The sequence below is a fragment of the Microbacterium arborescens genome, from assembly GCF_030369635.1.
GTDB lineage: Bacteria > Actinomycetota > Actinomycetes > Actinomycetales > Microbacteriaceae > Microbacterium.
On the sequence record NZ_CP128474.1, the window covers coordinates 2,391,711 to 2,408,499 of the forward strand.

Here is a 16,789-nt window from a genome sequence, read left to right on the forward strand (position 1 = left end):
GCTCCAGTGTACGGCGGAGGCCGTCCGCTCTCAGGAGCGGACGGCCGTCGTGGTGCGGTCGCGCATCGTGAGGTCGGGATGCGTGGCGGTCGCAGACCATCCGTCGGCGGCGAGGATGCCGCGGATGGCGGCCCCCTGCAGCTCGCCGTGCTCGATGACGATGCTGCCCCCCGGGTGCACCAGGCGGAGCCCGACGCGTGAGAGGGTGCGGACGACGTCCAACCCGTCGGGGCCGCCGTACAGCGCCGCCGGCGGGTCCCACAGTCGCACCTCGGGGTCGCGTGGAATGGCGTCATCGGGCACGTAGGGCGGGTTGGAGACGAGCACCGACACGGTGCCGTCGAGCTCCGGGAACGCGTGCTCGAGGTCGATGAAGGCGAGGCGCGCGTTCGGCGCACCCACGAGGGCGAAGTTCTCCTTCGTCCAGATGAAGGCGTCGACCGAGTTCTCCGCCGCGTGCACCCGTGCGTGCGGCACCTCCGTCGCCAGCGCCAGGGCGATCGCTCCCGAGCCCGTGCCGAGGTCGACCGCGACGGGCTCGGGGCCGGCGGCCGCGCGCAGCAGGTCGATCGCGATCTGGGCGACCGACTCCGTCTCGGGACGCGGCACGAAGACACCGGGACCGACGCGGAGTTCGAGGTGACGGAAGGGCGCGACCCCGGTGAGATGCTGCAGGGGCTCGCGGGCCGCGCGACGCGCGACCAGTTCGGCCAGTCGCGCGGCATCCTCGGAGCCGATCGCATCGCCGCGGAAGACCGCGGCCGACAGCTCGCCGCGCCCGATGCCCAGCACGTGCGCGGCGAGGAGCTCGGCATCGACCTGTGGAGTCGGCACGAAGGCGGCCTCGAGCTCGGCGGTCGCGGCACGCAGGACCTCGGTCAGGGGCGGTGCAGGGAGGGACGCGGTGCTCATGGCGCCGACAAGCCTAATCACGCTCGCGGATTCGTCACATTCGGCTCTCTCATCGGAGCACGACAATAGGCTGGGGCGACGATCCCGCCGCGACGCGGCATCCGCTCGAAAACCCTGAAAGGCAGACATGTCCGACCCGGTCACCCACGGCATCCATCCCGACATCACCACCGCGTACGGCAACACGCCTCTCGTGCGATTGAACCGCGTCAGCGAGGGTCTGCCGGGCACCGTGCTCGCCAAGCTCGAGTTCTACAACCCCGCGTCGTCCGTGAAGGACCGTCTCGGCATCGCCATCGTCGACGCCGCCGAGAAGGCCGGCGCCCTCCAGCCCGGCGGCACGATCGTCGAAGGCACCAGCGGCAACACCGGGATCGCTCTGGCGATGGTCGGTGCAGCGCGCGGATACCGCGTCATCCTCACCATGCCCTCGTCGATGTCGATGGAGCGCCGCCTGCTGCTCAAGGCATACGGCGCCGAGCTCGTGCTGACCGACCCCTCGCTGGGCATGAAGGGCGCCGTGTCCGAGGCGGAGAAGATCGCCGCCGAGACTCCCGGCGCCGTTCTGGCGAAGCAGTTCGCCAACGAAGCCAACCCCGACATCCACCGTCGCACGACCGCCGAGGAGATCCTCCGCGACACCGATGGCCAGGTCGGCTACTTCGTCGCCGGCATCGGCACGGGCGGCACGATCACGGGGGTCGGTCAGGTGCTGAAGGAACGCGTCGCCGATGTGAAGGTCGTCGCGGTCGAGCCGAAGGACTCCCCCCTGCTGACCGAGGGCAAGCCCGGACCCCACAAGATCCAGGGCATCGGGCCGAACTTCATTCCGCCGATCCTCGATCAGGGCGTCATCGACGAGGTGCAGGACGTCACGTTCGACGACGCGATCCGCGTCGCGCGCGAGGTGGCGCAGAAGGAGGGCATCCTCGTCGGGATCTCGTCGGGAGCGGCCGTCTGGGCCGCACTCCAGGTGGCGGCACGCCCCGAATCCGAGGGCAAGAACATCGTCGTGATCATCCCTTCGTTCGGAGAGCGCTACCTGTCGACCCCGCTGTTCGAGGACCTGCGCGAAGACTGATGGGAACGCTCCGCGCACGCATCCGCGAGGATCTGGCCGCCGCGAAGCTCCGCGACCCCGCGGCTCGCAGCGGCCTGGAGATCGCGTTGCTGTACCCGGGGCTGCACGCGGTCTGGTCGTACCGCATCATGCACAGGCTGTGGCTCCGGCGTGCGCGGTTCCTCGCGCGCGCCGGGTCGCAGCTGACCCGCTGGCTCACGGGCATCGAGATCCACCCGGGAGCGCGGATCGGCCGGCGGTTCTTCATCGACCACGGCATGGGCGTCGTGATCGGCGAGACCGCCGTCATCGGCGACGACGTCATGCTGTACCACGGCGTGACGCTCGGCGGCCGCACCCGTCACGCCGGCAAGCGGCATCCCACTCTCGAAGACGGGGTCGCGGTCGGCGCCGGCGCGAAGATCCTGGGTCCGATCACGATCGGCGCCGGCAGCGTCGTCGGCGCCAACGCCGTGGTCACCAAGGATGCGCCCGCCGACTCGGTGCTGGTCGGTGTCCCCGCCCGGCCGCGTGCCCGCCGCGAGGGCGAGGACACCCGCGCGGTGCTCACCGCTCCCGAGTACCACATCTGACTACTCCCCCGACGCCCCCGTCGACTCGCCAGGAACGGCGGGTGCCAGGCCCGCCGGACCCGCAGATCTTGGCGAGTCGACGGACCGAATCGAGAAGGGGCTGGGTCAGTCGTCGGCCAGAGCGGCTAGGCGCGCCTCTTCGTCGGCGGCGATACAGCTCTCGATGACCGGCGCGAGGGCGCCGTCCATCACCTGATCGAGGTTGTATGCCTTGTAGCCCGTCCGATGGTCGGCGATGCGGTTCTCGGGGAAGTTGTACGTGCGGATGCGCTCGGAGCGGTCCATGCCCCGGATCTGCGAACGGCGGGCGTCGGATGCCGCGGCATCCCGCTCCTCCTGCTGCTTCGCGAGCAGGCGGGCCCGAAGCACGCGCATGCCGGCCTCACGGTTCTGCAGCTGGCTCTTCTCGTTCTGCATCGAGACGACGATGCCCGTCGGCACATGCGTGATCCGCACGGCGGAGTCGGTCGTGTTGACCGACTGTCCACCCGGCCCGGACGAACGGAAGACGTCGATCTTCAGGTCGTTCGGATCGATCGTGATCTCTTCGGGCTCGTCGACCTCGGGGAACACGAGCACGCCCGTCGTGGAGGTGTGGATGCGGCCCTGCGACTCGGTCGCGGGCACGCGCTGCACGCGGTGCACCCCGCCCTCGTACTTGAGGTGCGCCCACACGCCCTGTGAAGGGTCGGTCGACGATCCCTTGATCGCGACCTGCACGTCTTTGTAGCCGCCGAGGTCGGACTCGTTGCGTTCGAGCAGTTCGGTCTTCCACCCGCGCGACGCGGCGTACTGCATGTACATCCGCAGCAGATCGGCGGCGAAGAGAGCGGACTCCGCTCCCCCCTCACCCTGCTTGATCTCCATGATGACGTCGCGGGCGTCGTCGGGGTCACGCGGGATGAGCAGGCGCCGGAGCCGCTCCTGCGCCTCACGCAGCCCCTCCTCGAGAGCCGGGACCTCCGCCGCGAACGCGTCGTCCTCGCGGGCGAGTTCACGCGCCGCAGCGAGGTCGTCGGATGCCGCGACCCACGCATCGTGGGCCGCGACGATCCGCGACAGTTCGGCGTAGCGCCGGTTCACGCGCTTGGCGCGCGCGGCGTCGGCGTGCACCGCGGGGTCGGAGAGCTCCTCCTGAACCGCGCGGTGCTCGTCGAGCAGCCCTCGGACCGACTCGAACACGATCAGCGGATGCTGTTGTCGTGCCCGCCGGAGTGCGTGGTCGGCGCCGGGATCGACTTCTGCATCTGAACGAGGAACTCGACGTTGGACTGCGTCTCCTTGAGCTTGTCGAGGATGACGCCGAGCGCGTGCTGCTGGTCGAGGCCGGCGAGGGCGCGACGCAGCTTCCACGTGATCTTGACCTCGTCGGAGGAGAGCAGCATCTCTTCACGACGCGTCGAGGAAGCGTTGACATCGACGGCGGGGAAGATGCGCTTGTCGGCCAGCTGACGCGACAGGCGCAGCTCGCTGTTGCCCGTGCCCTTGAACTCCTCGAAGATGACCTCGTCCATCTTGGAACCGGTCTCGACCAGCGCCGTGGCGAGGATCGTCAGCGAGCCGCCGTTCTCGATGTTGCGTGCCGCACCGAAGAAGCGCTTCGGCGGGTACAGCGCCGACGCGTCGACGCCACCGGTGAGGACACGGCCCGACGTCGGGGCCGACAGGTTGTACGCGCGGCCGAGGCGCGTGATCGAGTCGAGCAGCACGACGACGTCGCGGCCGAGCTCGACCAGACGCTTGGCACGCTCGATCGCGAGCTCGGCGACCGTCGTGTGGTCCTCTGCGGGACGGTCGAAGGTCGAGGCGATGACCTCGCCCTTGACGGTGCGCTGCATGTCGGTGACCTCTTCGGGCCGCTCGTCGACGAGCACGACCATGAGGTGGACCTCGGGGTTGTTCTGCGCGATCGCGCCCGCGATCTGCTGCAGCACGATCGTCTTGCCGGCCTTGGGCGGCGCGACGATGAGACCGCGCTGTCCCTTTCCGATCGGAGCCACGAGATCGATGATCCGCTGGGTCAGCTTCTCGGGGCCGGTCTCGAGGCGCAGACGCTCCTGCGGGTACAGCGGCGTGAGCTTGCCGAACTCGACGCGGTCGGCGGCGTCCTCGACCGACAGGCCGTTGATGGAGTCGACCTTGACGAGCGCGTTGTACTTCTGGCGGCTCGACTGCTCGCCCTCACGCGGCTGCTTGATCGCGCCGACGACGGCGTCGCCCTTGCGCAGGTTGTACTTCTTGACCTGTCCGAGCGAGACGTAGACGTCCTGAGTACCCGGCAGGTAGCCGGTCGTGCGGACGAACGCGTAGTTGTCGAGGACATCGAGCACACCGGCGATCGGGATGAGGATGTCGTCCTCGTTGATCTCGGTCTCGAACTCGTCGCCACCGCCGCCCTGACCGCGGCGCTTGTTGCGCTGGCGGCCACGGCCGTTCTGGCCCGAGGCGTCATCGTCGTCGGGGCCGTTGTTGCCGGCCTGGTTCTGGTTGCCGCCCTGGTTCTGGTTGCCGCCCTGGTTCTGGCCGGCCTGGCCCGGGTTGCCCTGGGCGTTGTCCTTGTTGCGGTTGCGGTTGCGGTTGCGTGAACGGCTCCGCGAGCGACCGGACGACTCGCCGTCGCCCTCACCGGAGTCGGACTTCGACGACTCGTCGGACGAGGCGTCCGTCTCCGGCGCCTGCTCTGCCGGAGTCTCGGCGGCGCTGTCGGCCGCCGGAGCGTCGCCGGGCTCGGCCGCGGCGTCGGGGCTCGGGGTGGCCTCGGCCTCGGCATCCTTCTTCGCGTTGCGGCCGCGCCCACGGCCGCGGGCCGGCTTCTTCGGTGCCTCGGCGGGCTCGGCATCGGCGGGCTCATCAACAGCCGCGTCAGCGGCAGCGGGTGCGCTCTCGTCAGCAGCAGCCGCGACGTCGGCCGAAACCGCCTCAGCAGCAGGCTCGGCGCCCGCATCCGTGCTCGTCGGCGCATCGGTGACCGGCGTCTCGGCAGGAGCCTCGGCGACAGCCGGGGTCTCGTCGGCGGCGGCGGGCGCGACATCCGTGCTCTTGGCCCGGCGGGGCGCACGCTTGCGCGGAGCCTTCGCGGGCTTCTCCTCGGGCTCGGCCACGACGGCAGGCGCGGCAGCCTCCTCCGCAGCGGGGGCGACCTCGGGCGAGGCCTCCTCGGCGGGCACGTCCTCGGCGGGGGTCTCGACGACGGCATCCGGCTGCGCAGGCGTCTCTTCGTTCGGTGCGTCGACAGTCTCGTCGATCGTCAGGTTCTCGGAGTTGGACTCCACGAGTGCTCCTCTTAAACGGTGGATATGACAGAACCGCGTCCAGCGCCGTCCACGGCGGGCGCCATCCGCCTGCCACACGCGTCCGGCCGACGGCACGGGGTATGGATCAGGGGTGTTCGCGGTGATTCGCAGAATTGCGACGGAGGCTCAGATCACAAGGGTGTGGAACCCTCCGTATGGTCCCTCACCATACCACCGCGTACATCGACCGCCAGCATCCGTGCATCCCACGGGGTGTCTGTGGTACGCGCGGCGACCTCGACGGCTGCCAGACGCTGGCCCGGACCGTCTGCGAGCACGAGCACGCTGGGGCCGGCGCCCGACACGACCGCCGCGAAGCCTTCGGCGCGCAGGGCACGGACGAGTTTGTCGGTCTCGACCATCGCCTGGGCGCGGTACGACTGATGGAGTTTGTCTTCGGTGGCGGCCAGCAGCAGGTCGGGGCTCTGCGTGAGGGCCGCGACCAGCAGCGCCGACCGCGAGAGATTGAAGATCGCGTCCTCGCGCGTGACCTGCAACGGGTCGAACCCGCGCGCGACCGACGTCGACATCGTGAAGTCGGGTACGAACACCAGCGGCGCGACACCGCGGTGGACGAGCAGCTTCTTGTGCTGCGGCCCGTGCTCGTCGACCCACGCGATGGTGAGGCCGCCGAACAGAGCGGGCGCGACGTTGTCGGGGTGGCCCTCGAGCTCGGTGGCGAGTCGGAGCAGCGCGTCGGCGCCGATCTCCACGTCGCCCGCGAGGAGCCCCTTCGCCGCCAGCAATCCGGACACGACCGCGGCGCCCGACGATCCCATCCCGCGCCCGTGCGGAATCGCGTTGACCGCCTCGAGACGCACGCCGGGCATGGTCCGCCCGAACGCCTCGTAGGCGTAGGCCATCGCCCGCACCACGAGGTGCGACGCGTCGGTCGGGACGTCGGCGGCCCCCTCGCCCGAGACGGTGATCTCGAGGCCGGGGCCGGGCAGCTCGGTGACGATCAGCTCGTCGTAGACGCTGAGCGCGAGCCCCAGGGTGTCGAAGCCGGGACCGAGATTGGCGCTGGTCGCGGGGACGCGCACCTGGACCGAGCGGGTCATGCCGTCGCCTCCGGCGCGAGGTCGAGCACGGATGCCACCTCGGCGGTCGAAGCGTCGACGACGACCGGTTCTGCCTGTGTGCCGTCCGCGTTGCGGAGGGCCCACTGCGGGTCCTTGAGCCCGTGACCGGTGACGGTCAGGACGACTCTCGAGCCCGCGGGGATGACGCCCGCCTCGGCGCGATCGAGCAGACCGGCGACGGTGATCGCGGATGCCGGCTCGACGAACACGCCCGCCGTGCTCGCGAGGAGCTTCTGCGCCGCGAGGATACGGTCGTCGTCGATGGCGCCGAACCAGCCCCGGGTCGCGTCGCGCGCCTCGAGAGCGAGGTGCCACGACGCCGGGTTGCCGATGCGGATCGCCGTCGCGATCGTGTCGGGATCCTTCACGACCTCACCGCGGACCAGCGGCGCCGACCCGGCGGCCTGGAAGCCGAACATCCGCGGGACCCGCGTCGCAGCCCCACGGGCCGCTTCCTCGCGGTACCCGCGCGCATGCGCCGTGTAGTTGCCGGCGTTGCCGACGGGAACGAAGTGGAAGTCCGGGGCGTCGCCCAGCTGCGAGACGATCTCGTACGCCGCGGTCTTCTGACCGTCGATGCGATCGGGATTGACCGAGTTGACCAGGTGCACCGGATAGTGGTCGGCCAGTTCCCGCGCGATCTCGAGGCAGTCGTCGAAGTTGCCCCGGATCTGGATGAGGCGACCGCCGTGGGCGACGGCCTGGCTCAGCTTGCCCATCGCGATCTTGCCTTCGGGGACGAGAACGGCGGCGGTGATGCCGGCGTGCGCGGCGTAGGCCGCCGCGGACGCCGACGTGTTGCCCGTCGAGGCGCAGATGACGGCCTTCGCGCCGTGCTCGACGGCACGCGAGAGAGCGACCGTCATGCCGCGGTCCTTGAACGAACCCGTCGGGTTCATTCCTTCGAACTTCACCCAGACGTCGGCGCCCGTGCGGTGCGAGAGCTCGCGAGCGGGGACGAGCGGCGTACCGCCCTCGCCCAGGGTGACCACCGTCGAGGAGTCGGTGACGTCGAGGCGGTCGGCGAACTCGCGGAGCACTCCCTGCCACACGTGTGCCATGTCAGTCCCCCTCCACCCGCAGCACCGAGACGACGCGCTTGACGACGCCGCTCTCGCCGAGCGACGCGACCGCGTCGCTGAGGTCCTGCTCGCGCGCGGTGTGGGTGCCGATGACCAGGCGGGCGGTCTGGACGTCGCCGTCGGCGACGATCGTCTGCTCGAGCGTCGCCACCGAGACCTTGCCGTCGCTGAGCAGCCCCGCCACCGCGGCGAGGACGCCGGAGCGGTCGTCGACCTCAAGGGTGATCTGATACCGCGTCGTCACATGGCCGATCGGGACGACCGGCAGATTCGCGCGCGTCGACTCGCCCACCCCGACGCCGCCGGCGATGTGGCGGCGGGCCGCCGAGACGACATCGCCCAGGACGGCCGAGGCGGTCTGCACACCGCCCGCGCCCGCACCGTAGAACATGAGGTCGCCCGCAGCCTCCGCCTGGACGAAGACGGCGTTGTTCGCTCCGTGCACGCTCGCGAGCGGATGCTCGCGAGGAACGAGGGCGGGGTACACGCGCACCGAGATCGTCTCGCCGGAGGGCGACACCTCGGCGTCGGCGAGACGCTCGCACACGGCGAGGAGCTTGATGACGAAGCCGGCCTTGCGGGCGGCATCCATCATGTCGGCGTCGATCTGCGTGATGCCCTCGCGGTGGACGGCGTTCAGCGGCACGGCGGTGTGGAACGCGAGAGAGGCGAGGATCGCTGCTTTCTGCGCCGCGTCGTATCCCTCGATGTCGGCTGTCGGGTCGGCCTCGGCGTACCCGAGCGCCTGCGCGTCGGCCAGCACGTCGGCGAAGTCGGATCCCTCGCGGTCCATGCGGTCGAGGATGTAGTTCGTCGTGCCGTTGACGATGCCCATGATGCGCTGCACCCGGTCGCCGGCGAGCGAGTCGCGCAACGGGCGGATGATCGGGATGGCGCCAGCAGCGGCGGCCTCGTAATAGATCGAGGCACCGACCTGGTCGGCCGCCTCGAACAGCTCGGGGCCGTGCGTCGCCAGCAACGCCTTGTTCGCTGTCACGATGTCGGCACCGGCACCGATCGCCTTCAGGATGCTCGTCCGGGCCGGCTCGATCCCGCCCATGAGCTCGATGACGATGTCGGAGCCGACGAGGAGCGGCTCGGGGTCGGTCGTCAGCAGCTCGCGCGGAAGCTCGACGTCACGCGGCGCATCGATGTCGCGCACCGAGATGCCGACGAGGTCGAGGGCGGCGCCGGCCCGATCGGCCAGTTCGTCTCCGTGCTTGAGCAACAGGGCGGCGACCTGCGAGCCGACGGCGCCGGCTCCGAGCAGGGCCACACGCAGGCGGCGGTAGTCCGTCATTCGGCTCCTTCTGTGGGGATGCCCGCATCACGGGCGAGCAGGTCGTCGATCGTCTCTCCGCGAACGATCACCCGGGCCAGGCCGTTCGAGACGGCGACGACGGGCGGACGCGGGACGTAGTTGTAGTTGCTGGCGAGCGAGAAGCAGTAGGCGCCCGTCGCGGCAACGGCCAGCAGGTCGCCCGGCGCGACGTCGGCCGGCAGGTACTCGGCGTCGACGACGACGTCACCTGATTCGCAGTGTCGCCCGACGACGCGGGCGAGCGCGGCGGGAGCGTCGCTGCGACGGTTGGCCACCCGCGCCGAATAGGCCGCGCCGTAGAGGGCTGGGCGGGCGTTGTCGCTCATACCCCCGTCGACACTCACGTAGAGGCGCTCGAGCTCGTCGCTGACGCGGACGGGCTTGGTGGTGCCGATCTCGTACAGGGTGACGCCGGCGCGGCCGACGATGGCCCGACCGGGCTCGAAGGCCAGGGTCGGGACCGGGACGCCGTGCGCGGCGCACTCGCGCGCGACAGCGGCGACGATGCCGTCGGCCAGCTCCTCGATCGGGGTCGGGTCGTCGACACTCGTGTAAGCGATGCCGAAACCGCCCCCGAGGTTGAGCACCGGCACGTCGCCGTCGTCGAGCAGGCGCGCGTGGACGGCGACGAGCCGCGACGCCGACTCGGCGAAGCCCGCGGTGCCGAAGATCTGGGAGCCGATGTGGCAGTGCAGCCCGACGAAACGCAGTGACGGCAGCTCGCGGACCCGAGCGACCACGGCTTCGGCATCCGTCAGCGCGAATCCGAACTTCTGGTCCTCGTGGGCGGTGGCCAGGAAGTCATGGGTCTCGGCGTGCACGCCGCTGTTCACCCGCACGAGCACGGGCTGAACGGCCCCGCGCGCAGCCGCGATCTCGGCGAGTCGGTCGATCTCGATGAGACTGTCGACGATGACGGACCCCACCCCCAGCTCGACGGCGCGCGCCAGCTCGAGCGGCGACTTGTTGTTGCCGTGCAACCCGATGCGAGCCGGATCCGCCCCCGCAGCCAGGGCGACCGCGAGCTCGCCGCCGGTTGCGACGTCGATCGCGAGACCTTCCGCCGTCACCCAGCGCACGATCTCCGTGCTCAAGAACGCTTTCGAGGCGTAGTACACGCGCGCCGTCGTGCCGTGGCGCGCCGCGGCGCCGTCGAACGCCTCGCGAACCCGTCGCGCCTGTGCCACGACGGCATCCTGGTCGAGGACGTACAGGGGCGTGCCGAACTGCGCGGCCAGGTCGGTGGCCGCGATGCCGCCGATCGACACCGCGCCGTCGTCGTCGCGCTCGGCGCGGGGCGGCCAGACGGCTTCGACCAGCGCGTTGACGTCAGCGGGAGGGAGCAGCCATTCCGGCACGGCGGGGCGGACGTCGGACGGGGACACGGGAACACCAATCGGGAGAGACGCTGACCGTCAGGCAGACGGGGCCGCGACGGTGCCGCCAGTCTAGGACACCAGCCGCGCGCGCCCCGCCCGTGTGACCGCGGGCGACGGCCCGCACCGTCACCCTCCTCACGGAGACGACGAGACCTCGTCATCGCCCTCGAGACGCGCCACGACGCGGCGGATACGCGCTGCCCGTGCGGCCTCCGAGGGAGCGCTGAGCACCGGGTGCAGGACGGAGTACCGCTCGGCGGCACGCAGAGCTGCGAATCGGCGGGCTGCCGCGGGTGAGGCCGAGAACGCTGCCTCGAGATCGGCCGGGACCGCAGCTCCCGCTTGTCCGGCATAGGCTCGTTCCCAGCGCCCGTCCGCGCGCGCACGCTCGACTTCGATCCAGCCCCTCTCGCGCATGCGGCCTTCGCCCGTCAGCCGTTCGATGATCCCCACGTTGCGCTGTGACCAGATCGAGCGCGCTCGTCGTGGCGTGAACAGCTGCACGAACGTGGTCTCGTCCCGCGAGTTCCGCCGACCGTCGATCCAGCCGCTGCACAGCGCCTCATCGAGTGCTTGGGCGTAGGTGAGCGATGTCGGCTCGGTGACGTTCTTCTTCGCGAGCACCAACCTCACACCGTCGGAGTCGGATTCGTGCGAATCGAGCCAGGCCCGCCAGGCGACGGCGTCGGCGACCACGAGAAGAGCCGGACCTTCATCGCCGGCAGTCATGAGCACTCCACGCTTGTAGCCTGGCGCAGGAGGCGATCATGGGCAATGTCACGCACGAGTCGGCAGGACTCGACGAACGCATCGGAGCGCTGAAAGAACGCATCTACGCGACGGTGACCGGACTCGCGATCCTCGCGGGGCTCTTCACCGCCGAGCACGTCACGGTCGGTGAGTCGATCTTCGCGCTCGCGGTCGGCATCTTCGCGATCGCTGCCGCCGGCTTCGTCGCCGAGGTCATCGCGCATCAGATCGGTCATCGTCAGTTCCCGAGCGGACGGGAGCTGGCCGTGATGGCGCGGACGGCCACGGTCGCCCTCGGAACCGCGTCTCTCCCCCTGCTCGCGCTCGTTGTCGCCCTGTTCGACCTCATCGACCTCGATACGGCGCTGATCATCGGGATCATCGCCGACGCCGCCGTGCTGGTGGGCGTCGTGCTTCTCGCCAGCGCGCGCACGGGCTTGACCGCGTTGCAGCGTCTCGTTGCATCGGCACTGCTGCTCGGGCTGGTCGCCGTGGTCGCCGTTGCGCTGCTCCTCGCCCACGGCCACTGAGCCCCGGGCGGGCGGGTTCAGGCGCAGGTGCCGTCGGCCTGAAGCGCCGGATCGCGGACGATCGCCCCGTCGACGTCGACCTCGGCCACCAGCGCACCGCGTTCGACGCGCACCTCGCGCAGCGTCAGCCCGGCAGGCAACCGGTCGCGGATGCAGATCGAGTAGTCCCGCAGCACGCCGTCGGCGGCGGAGCCGAACCGCTGCCGGAGGTCGTCTCCGGTCAGCGCCGCACCCCCGAGCCGCACGGCCGTGGGCGTCAGGACGATGTCGCCGTCTACGGCGCTCGGAGTCAGATCCAGTCCGAGCGGCACCGACAGCGCGAACAGCGGCATCTCGACCTCGACCGTCACGTTCGGCGGATCCAGCTGCACGCCGGCGCCCGAGACGCCCGAAACCTGCGAGAGCAGGGTCTCGAGCTGGTCCTCCGCGAAGACCACCGTCGCCTCCGCCGATCCGATGTCACCCCCGTCTGCTCGGATGGGCACGTCGGTCGCGCGCACCGACACATCGGCCAACACATCGCCGAGCGGGATGCCGTCGCCCGAGACGTCGAGACGATCGAGCCGGCCGCCGATGACCTGAGGCAGCACCGGCTCGTCTAACCCGACGTCGATCTGCTGGTCCTCGGGCAGCGCGAGCCGGGTGATGACCTGCTCGCGCACGGTGTTCGTGAGGATGCTGCGCGTGATGCTCTCGGCGACGAACCAGGCGGCGACCGCGAGACCGACGACCACCACGAGAGCGATGATCCACGGCAGCGCCCGACGTCGCCGCTTCGGCGGGACCGCGGTCGCCTCGAAGAGCGGGAGGGTGGGCTGCGTGGCACCGCTCACGTCGGTCACATCCGTTCGGGGGCGCTGACACCCAGGAGGTCGAGCCCGTTGCGCAGCACCTGTCCCGTGGCGTCGTTGAGCCAGAGGCGCGTGCGGTGAAGGTCGGTGACCTCCTCGTCGCCGAGCGGCGTGACCCGGCACGTGTCGTACCAGCGGTGGTAGAGGCTCGCGAGCTCTTCGAGGTACCGGGCGACGCGGTGCGGCTCGCGCAGTTCGGCGGCGAACGCCACGATCCGCGGGAACTCCTGGAGTGCGCCGAGGAGAGCCGATTCGGTCTCGTGGTCGAGCAGCTCGGGGGCGAATGCGTCGCGGGTGACGCCCGAGTCCGCGGCGTTGCGCGCGACGTTGTGCGTGCGGGCGTGCGCGTACTGCACGTAGAACACGGGGTTGTCGTTCGTGCGCTTCTGCAGGATCTCGGGGTCGAGGGTCAGCGGCGAGTCGGCGGGGTAACGCGCGAGCGAGTATCGGAGCGCGTCGGTGCCGAGCCAGTCGCGCAGGTCGTCGAGCTCGATGATGTTGCCCGCGCGCTTGGACAGGCGAGCGCCGTTGATCGAGACGAGCTGTCCGATCAGCACTTCGATGTCCTTCTCGGGATCGTCGCCGGCTGCGCCCGCGAGGGCCTTCAGACGGTGGACGTAGCCGTGGTGATCGGCTCCCAGCAGATAGATCTTGTGCGCGAAACCGCGGTCGCCCTTGTTCAGGTAGTAGGCGGCATCGGCGGCGAAGTAGGTGTACTCGCCGTTGGAACGGCGGATGACCCGGTCTTTGTCGTCGCCGAAATCCGTCGTCCGCACCCAGACGGCATCGTCCTGATCGAAGACGTGCCCCTGCGCGCGCAGCCGGTCGACCGCCTGGTCGACGAGGCTCGGCCCACCGTCGGCGGGGGTCGCGTGCAGCAGCCGCTCGCTGAAGAAGACGTCGAAGTGCACGTTGAACTTCTCGAGCGAGTCCTTCAGATCCGCCATCTGAAGCTCGTAGCCGAGGTCGAGCGCGACCTGCTCCTGCTCGTCGGGGGCGAGGGCCAGCAGGTCGGGGCGCGCCGCCAGCACGCGCTGGGCGAGGTCATCGATGTACGCGCCCGGGTAGCCGTCTTCGGGCGTGGGCTCGCCCTTGGCGCTGGCGAGCACCGAGCGACCGAACCGCTGCATCTGCGCGCCGGCGTCGTTGATGTAGAACTCGCGGACGAGCTCTGCGCCGCTCGCGAGCAGCAGCCGGGCGATCGCGTCGCCGAGGGCCGCCCACCGCGTGTGGCCGATGTGCATCGGCCCGGTGGGGTTCGCGCTGACGAACTCGAGGTTGATCGAGTTGCCCGCCTGGCTGTCGTTGCGGCCGAAGGCAGCGCCCGCCTCGACGATCTCGCGGGCGAGGGCGCCGGCGGCCGCGGCATCCAGACGGATGTTGATGAACCCGGGGCCGGCGACCTCGACGGACGCCACACCGGGCGTCTCGGCGAGCGCTGCCGCGATCTCGGCGGCGAACTCACGCGGGTTCGCGCCGACGCGCTTGGCCAGCTTCATCGCCGCGTTGGACGCCCAGTCGCCGTGGTCACGGTTCTTGGGGCGCTCGAACACGAAGTCGGCAGCGGTGAGTCCGTCGCTCGACCCGGGGCGTCGCGCCTCGGCGAGCGGGGCGACGACGGACAGGAGGGCTTCGGCGAGAGCATCGGGATTCATAGCCCTCCGATTCTAGGCGGGCGCCGCAGCGCCGATGCTGAACGCCTCCCGCCGGCGTCAGGCGAGGACGACCCAGGCCTCGTGGTCGTCGCTGGCGGGGTCGTCGACGGCGGGGGCTCCCCCGTCGACCTCCGCGTCGACTCGCAGATGCGTGAGCGCGACGTTGCCGCCGTAGTAGCTCAGGAATGCGCAGTCGGCGGCATCCCGACCGGTCGCGATACGGACGAGACCGCGCCGGTTCGACAGCCGGGTCGCGTCGATGACGTGCCATGCGCCGTCGACGTACGCCTCGGCGACGGCGTGGAAATCCATGGGACGAAGGCCCGGCGCGTAGCAGGCGGCGTAGCGCGCGGGGACGTCCATCGCGCGCAGCAGCGCGATGACGAGGTGCGCGTAGTCGCGGCACACACCCTGACCGCTCGCGAGGGTCGTGACCGCCGAGTCGGTGCCGAGGCTGAGTCCCGGCGCATACGTCGTGCTGGTGGCGACGAAGTCGCTGACGGCCGAGACCAGCTCGCGGCCCTGCAGGCCCCGGAACTGTCGGCGCGCGTGCGCGAACACCTCGTCGGACTGCGCGTAGCGACTCGGCCGCAGGTAGGCGATGGTCTCGAGCTCGCTCGTCGGCGACGGGGTGGCGACACCCTCGACGACAGCGCGGTAACGGATCGCGATCGTCCCCGCGTCGCCCGCGACGCGGTGGATGCGGGTGCCCGCGGGAGACGCCGGAGGGTCGACGATCTCGGAGACGGAGAGCGCGCGGCCGGCGAGCGTGACGCTCAGTTCTTCGTCGCGAAAGGATGCCGCCCGCGACGCGGCGATCTGCAGGATGACATCGACGGGACCGGTCAGCTGGAGGTCGAGTTCGGCCGTCAGGATGCGCTGCACCGGGTAATCCTCGCACGCGGCGAAGCGGCGACGGGCCGCTCACGGATGTGATCGGATCGGACGCGATGGCAGGCTGGTGCTCGGCCACGAAACGAGGAGCCCTCATGTCGAAGACCGTCACCCTCATCCGCGCGTCGTCCCTCTCGGATGCCGCCGAATACGCGTACGCCGCCACCGCCCCCGCGGATGCACGCCTCATCTTCCTCGCCGGGTCCTGCCCGCTCGCCGCGGACGGATCGACGGTCGGCGTCGGCGACTACGCCGCGCAGGCGGCATCCTGCATCGAGAACATGACGGTGGCGCTGAGCGCGGCCGGAGCGAGCATCGAGGACGTCATCAGCACCCGCGTGCTCGTCGCCTCGAGCTCGCAGGCCGACCTCGTGACGGCCTGGGAGGTCGTGCGCGATGCCTTCGGAGACCATGACGTGCCGAGCACGCTGCTGGGCGTGACGGTGCTGGGGTACGACGACCAGCTCGTCGAGATCGAAGCGGTCGCCGCCGTCCGCGACTGAGCCGGCGCGTCGGGACCGGATCGCGTCACCACGCGGACGTCCCGCACACCCGATCCGATGACGTACCCTCAGCGTGTGCAGACCCGAAGCGCCCGCCCCCGCCGCAGGACCGTGTGGGCTGTCTCGGCGATCACGGCTGCGGTCGTCGCGCTGGCGCTCACGGCCGTCCTGCGCCCCTGGTCGGCTCCGACAGCCGCTCCGGTGGCGGCTGCGGACGGACCGGTCGCCAGCGTCGAGGCGCCGCCCCTCTCGCTTGCGTCGGGGGCGCGCGTCCTGATCTTCGGCGACTCGTGGACCTACGGCTCCGCGGCATCCGATCCGGCGCTCGGCTACGCGTACGTCGTCGCACAGCGAACCGGCTGGACGACGATCGTCGACGGCGTTCGGGGCAGCGGGTATCTCAAGCCCGGTATCGACGGCCCCTCGTTCGGCGACCGCATCGCCGCTCTCGACCCCGCGCTCGACCCCGACCTCGTGATCGTCCAAGGATCGATCAACGATCGCAAGCAAGGCGCGGCCGGATACCGCGACGCTGTGAACGCGGCATGGGATGACCTCGCGGCGATCTATCCCGACGCGCGCATCGTCGTGCTCGGGCCCGCGCCGCAGGTGCTGCCGGTGGAGGCCGAGACGGCCCGCATCGACCGGGATCTCGCCGAGCTCGCCGGTGCCCGGGGCTGGTGGTATCTCTCCCCCATTGCGGAGGACTGGATCACCGACGCCAACTACGGCGACGTCATCGACACCAGCGCCACGGGCCGCGACCATCCCTCGACGGCGGGGCATGCGTATCTCGCCGATCGCCTCGCGGCCGATGTCGCGGCGATCACCGAAGCACCGGCGGTCGCCGCCGAGCCCGCCCCCGAGCCACTCGTTCCCTGACG

Annotated in this window: 16 protein-coding genes; 5 read left to right on the forward strand and 11 right to left on the reverse strand. The window is 70.6% G+C overall.

Annotated elements, in window-relative coordinates; all coding sequences use genetic code 11:
• Positions 1-30: 30 nt before the first annotated feature.
• Positions 31-912 (reverse strand): peptide chain release factor N(5)-glutamine methyltransferase, encoded by an 882-nt coding sequence (prmC, locus tag QUC20_RS11360; protein WP_289329927.1) that lies wholly within the window; start codon positions 910-912, stop codon positions 31-33.
• Positions 913-1,039: 127 nt separating this feature from the next.
• Here prmC and cysK point away from each other — a divergent pair, with 127 nt between their 5' ends.
• The gene (gene cysK / locus QUC20_RS11365) at positions 1,040-1,993 is read left to right on the forward strand and encodes a cysteine synthase A (protein WP_120264812.1); all 954 of its coding nucleotides are present in this window, start codon (positions 1,040-1,042) and stop codon (positions 1,991-1,993) included.
• A complete protein-coding gene (gene epsC / locus QUC20_RS11370; RefSeq protein WP_120264811.1) occupies positions 1,993-2,565 on the forward strand; it encodes a serine O-acetyltransferase EpsC in 573 nt (190 codons plus the stop codon). Before cysK ends, epsC begins: the two co-directional genes overlap by 1 nt.
• Before the next feature lie 105 nt (positions 2,566-2,670).
• Here the strand turns inward: epsC and prfA are convergent, their stop codons facing one another.
• The 7 genes from prfA to QUC20_RS11405 all read right to left on the reverse strand — a co-directional run bounded on the left by prfA (position 2,671) and on the right by QUC20_RS11405 (position 11,451).
• On the reverse strand, positions 2,671-3,747 hold the full coding sequence (prfA, locus tag QUC20_RS11375; RefSeq protein ID WP_120264810.1) for a peptide chain release factor 1: 1,077 nt from the start codon (positions 3,745-3,747) through the stop codon (positions 2,671-2,673).
• A gap of 2 nt (positions 3,748-3,749) precedes the next feature.
• Positions 3,750-5,837 (reverse strand): transcription termination factor Rho, encoded by a 2,088-nt coding sequence (gene rho / locus QUC20_RS11380; protein ID WP_289329928.1) that lies wholly within the window; start codon positions 5,835-5,837, stop codon positions 3,750-3,752.
• A gap of 152 nt (positions 5,838-5,989) precedes the next feature.
• On the reverse strand, positions 5,990-6,919 hold the full coding sequence (gene thrB / locus QUC20_RS11385; RefSeq protein ID WP_120264808.1) for a homoserine kinase: 930 nt from the start codon (positions 6,917-6,919) through the stop codon (positions 5,990-5,992).
• Positions 6,916-8,001 carry a threonine synthase gene (gene thrC / locus QUC20_RS11390; RefSeq protein ID WP_289329929.1) on the reverse strand — a complete coding sequence of 362 codons (1,086 nt, stop codon included), beginning with the start codon at positions 7,999-8,001 and terminating at the stop codon, positions 6,916-6,918. Before thrC ends, thrB begins: the two co-directional genes overlap by 4 nt.
• 1 nt (position 8,002) lies before the next feature.
• Positions 8,003-9,322 carry a homoserine dehydrogenase gene (locus QUC20_RS11395; RefSeq protein ID WP_289329930.1) on the reverse strand — a complete coding sequence of 440 codons (1,320 nt, stop codon included), beginning with the start codon at positions 9,320-9,322 and terminating at the stop codon, positions 8,003-8,005.
• Entirely contained in the window at positions 9,319-10,728 is a 1,410-nt protein-coding gene (gene lysA / locus QUC20_RS11400) for a diaminopimelate decarboxylase (RefSeq protein WP_289329931.1), read from the reverse strand. The genes QUC20_RS11395 and lysA overlap by 4 nt, the downstream gene beginning before the upstream one ends.
• Before the next feature lie 129 nt (positions 10,729-10,857).
• A complete protein-coding gene (locus QUC20_RS11405) occupies positions 10,858-11,451 on the reverse strand; it encodes a YdeI/OmpD-associated family protein (protein ID WP_120265170.1) in 594 nt (197 codons plus the stop codon).
• Between the two features lie 38 nt (positions 11,452-11,489).
• Here QUC20_RS11405 and QUC20_RS11410 point away from each other — a divergent pair, with 38 nt between their 5' ends.
• Positions 11,490-12,002 (forward strand): hypothetical protein, encoded by a 513-nt coding sequence (locus tag QUC20_RS11410; protein WP_120264804.1) that lies wholly within the window; start codon positions 11,490-11,492, stop codon positions 12,000-12,002.
• Between the two features lie 17 nt (positions 12,003-12,019).
• Here QUC20_RS11410 and QUC20_RS11415 read toward each other — a convergent pair whose 3' ends face one another.
• From QUC20_RS11415 to QUC20_RS11425, 3 genes are read right to left on the reverse strand one after another with little or no spacing between them, the layout of a single operon-like run.
• Positions 12,020-12,835 carry an LmeA family phospholipid-binding protein gene (locus QUC20_RS11415; RefSeq protein WP_289329932.1) on the reverse strand — a complete coding sequence of 272 codons (816 nt, stop codon included), beginning with the start codon at positions 12,833-12,835 and terminating at the stop codon, positions 12,020-12,022.
• Between the two features lie 5 nt (positions 12,836-12,840).
• Positions 12,841-14,508, reverse strand: a complete 1,668-nt coding sequence (gene argS, locus QUC20_RS11420) for an arginine--tRNA ligase (RefSeq protein ID WP_120264803.1) — start codon at positions 14,506-14,508, stop codon at positions 12,841-12,843.
• A 57-nt stretch (positions 14,509-14,565) separates the two neighbouring features.
• Positions 14,566-15,393, reverse strand: coding sequence for a transglutaminase-like domain-containing protein (locus QUC20_RS11425; protein WP_120264802.1), 828 nt, complete (start codon positions 15,391-15,393; stop codon positions 14,566-14,568).
• A gap of 104 nt (positions 15,394-15,497) precedes the next feature.
• Here QUC20_RS11425 and QUC20_RS11430 point away from each other — a divergent pair, with 104 nt between their 5' ends.
• Both QUC20_RS11430 and QUC20_RS11435 read left to right on the forward strand, forming a co-directional pair.
• Positions 15,498-15,905, forward strand: a complete 408-nt coding sequence (locus QUC20_RS11430) for a RidA family protein (RefSeq protein WP_120264801.1) — start codon at positions 15,498-15,500, stop codon at positions 15,903-15,905.
• 75 nt (positions 15,906-15,980) lie between these two features.
• A complete protein-coding gene (locus tag QUC20_RS11435) occupies positions 15,981-16,787 on the forward strand; it encodes an SGNH/GDSL hydrolase family protein (RefSeq protein WP_289329933.1) in 807 nt (268 codons plus the stop codon).
• Positions 16,788-16,789: the final 2 nt, after the last annotated feature.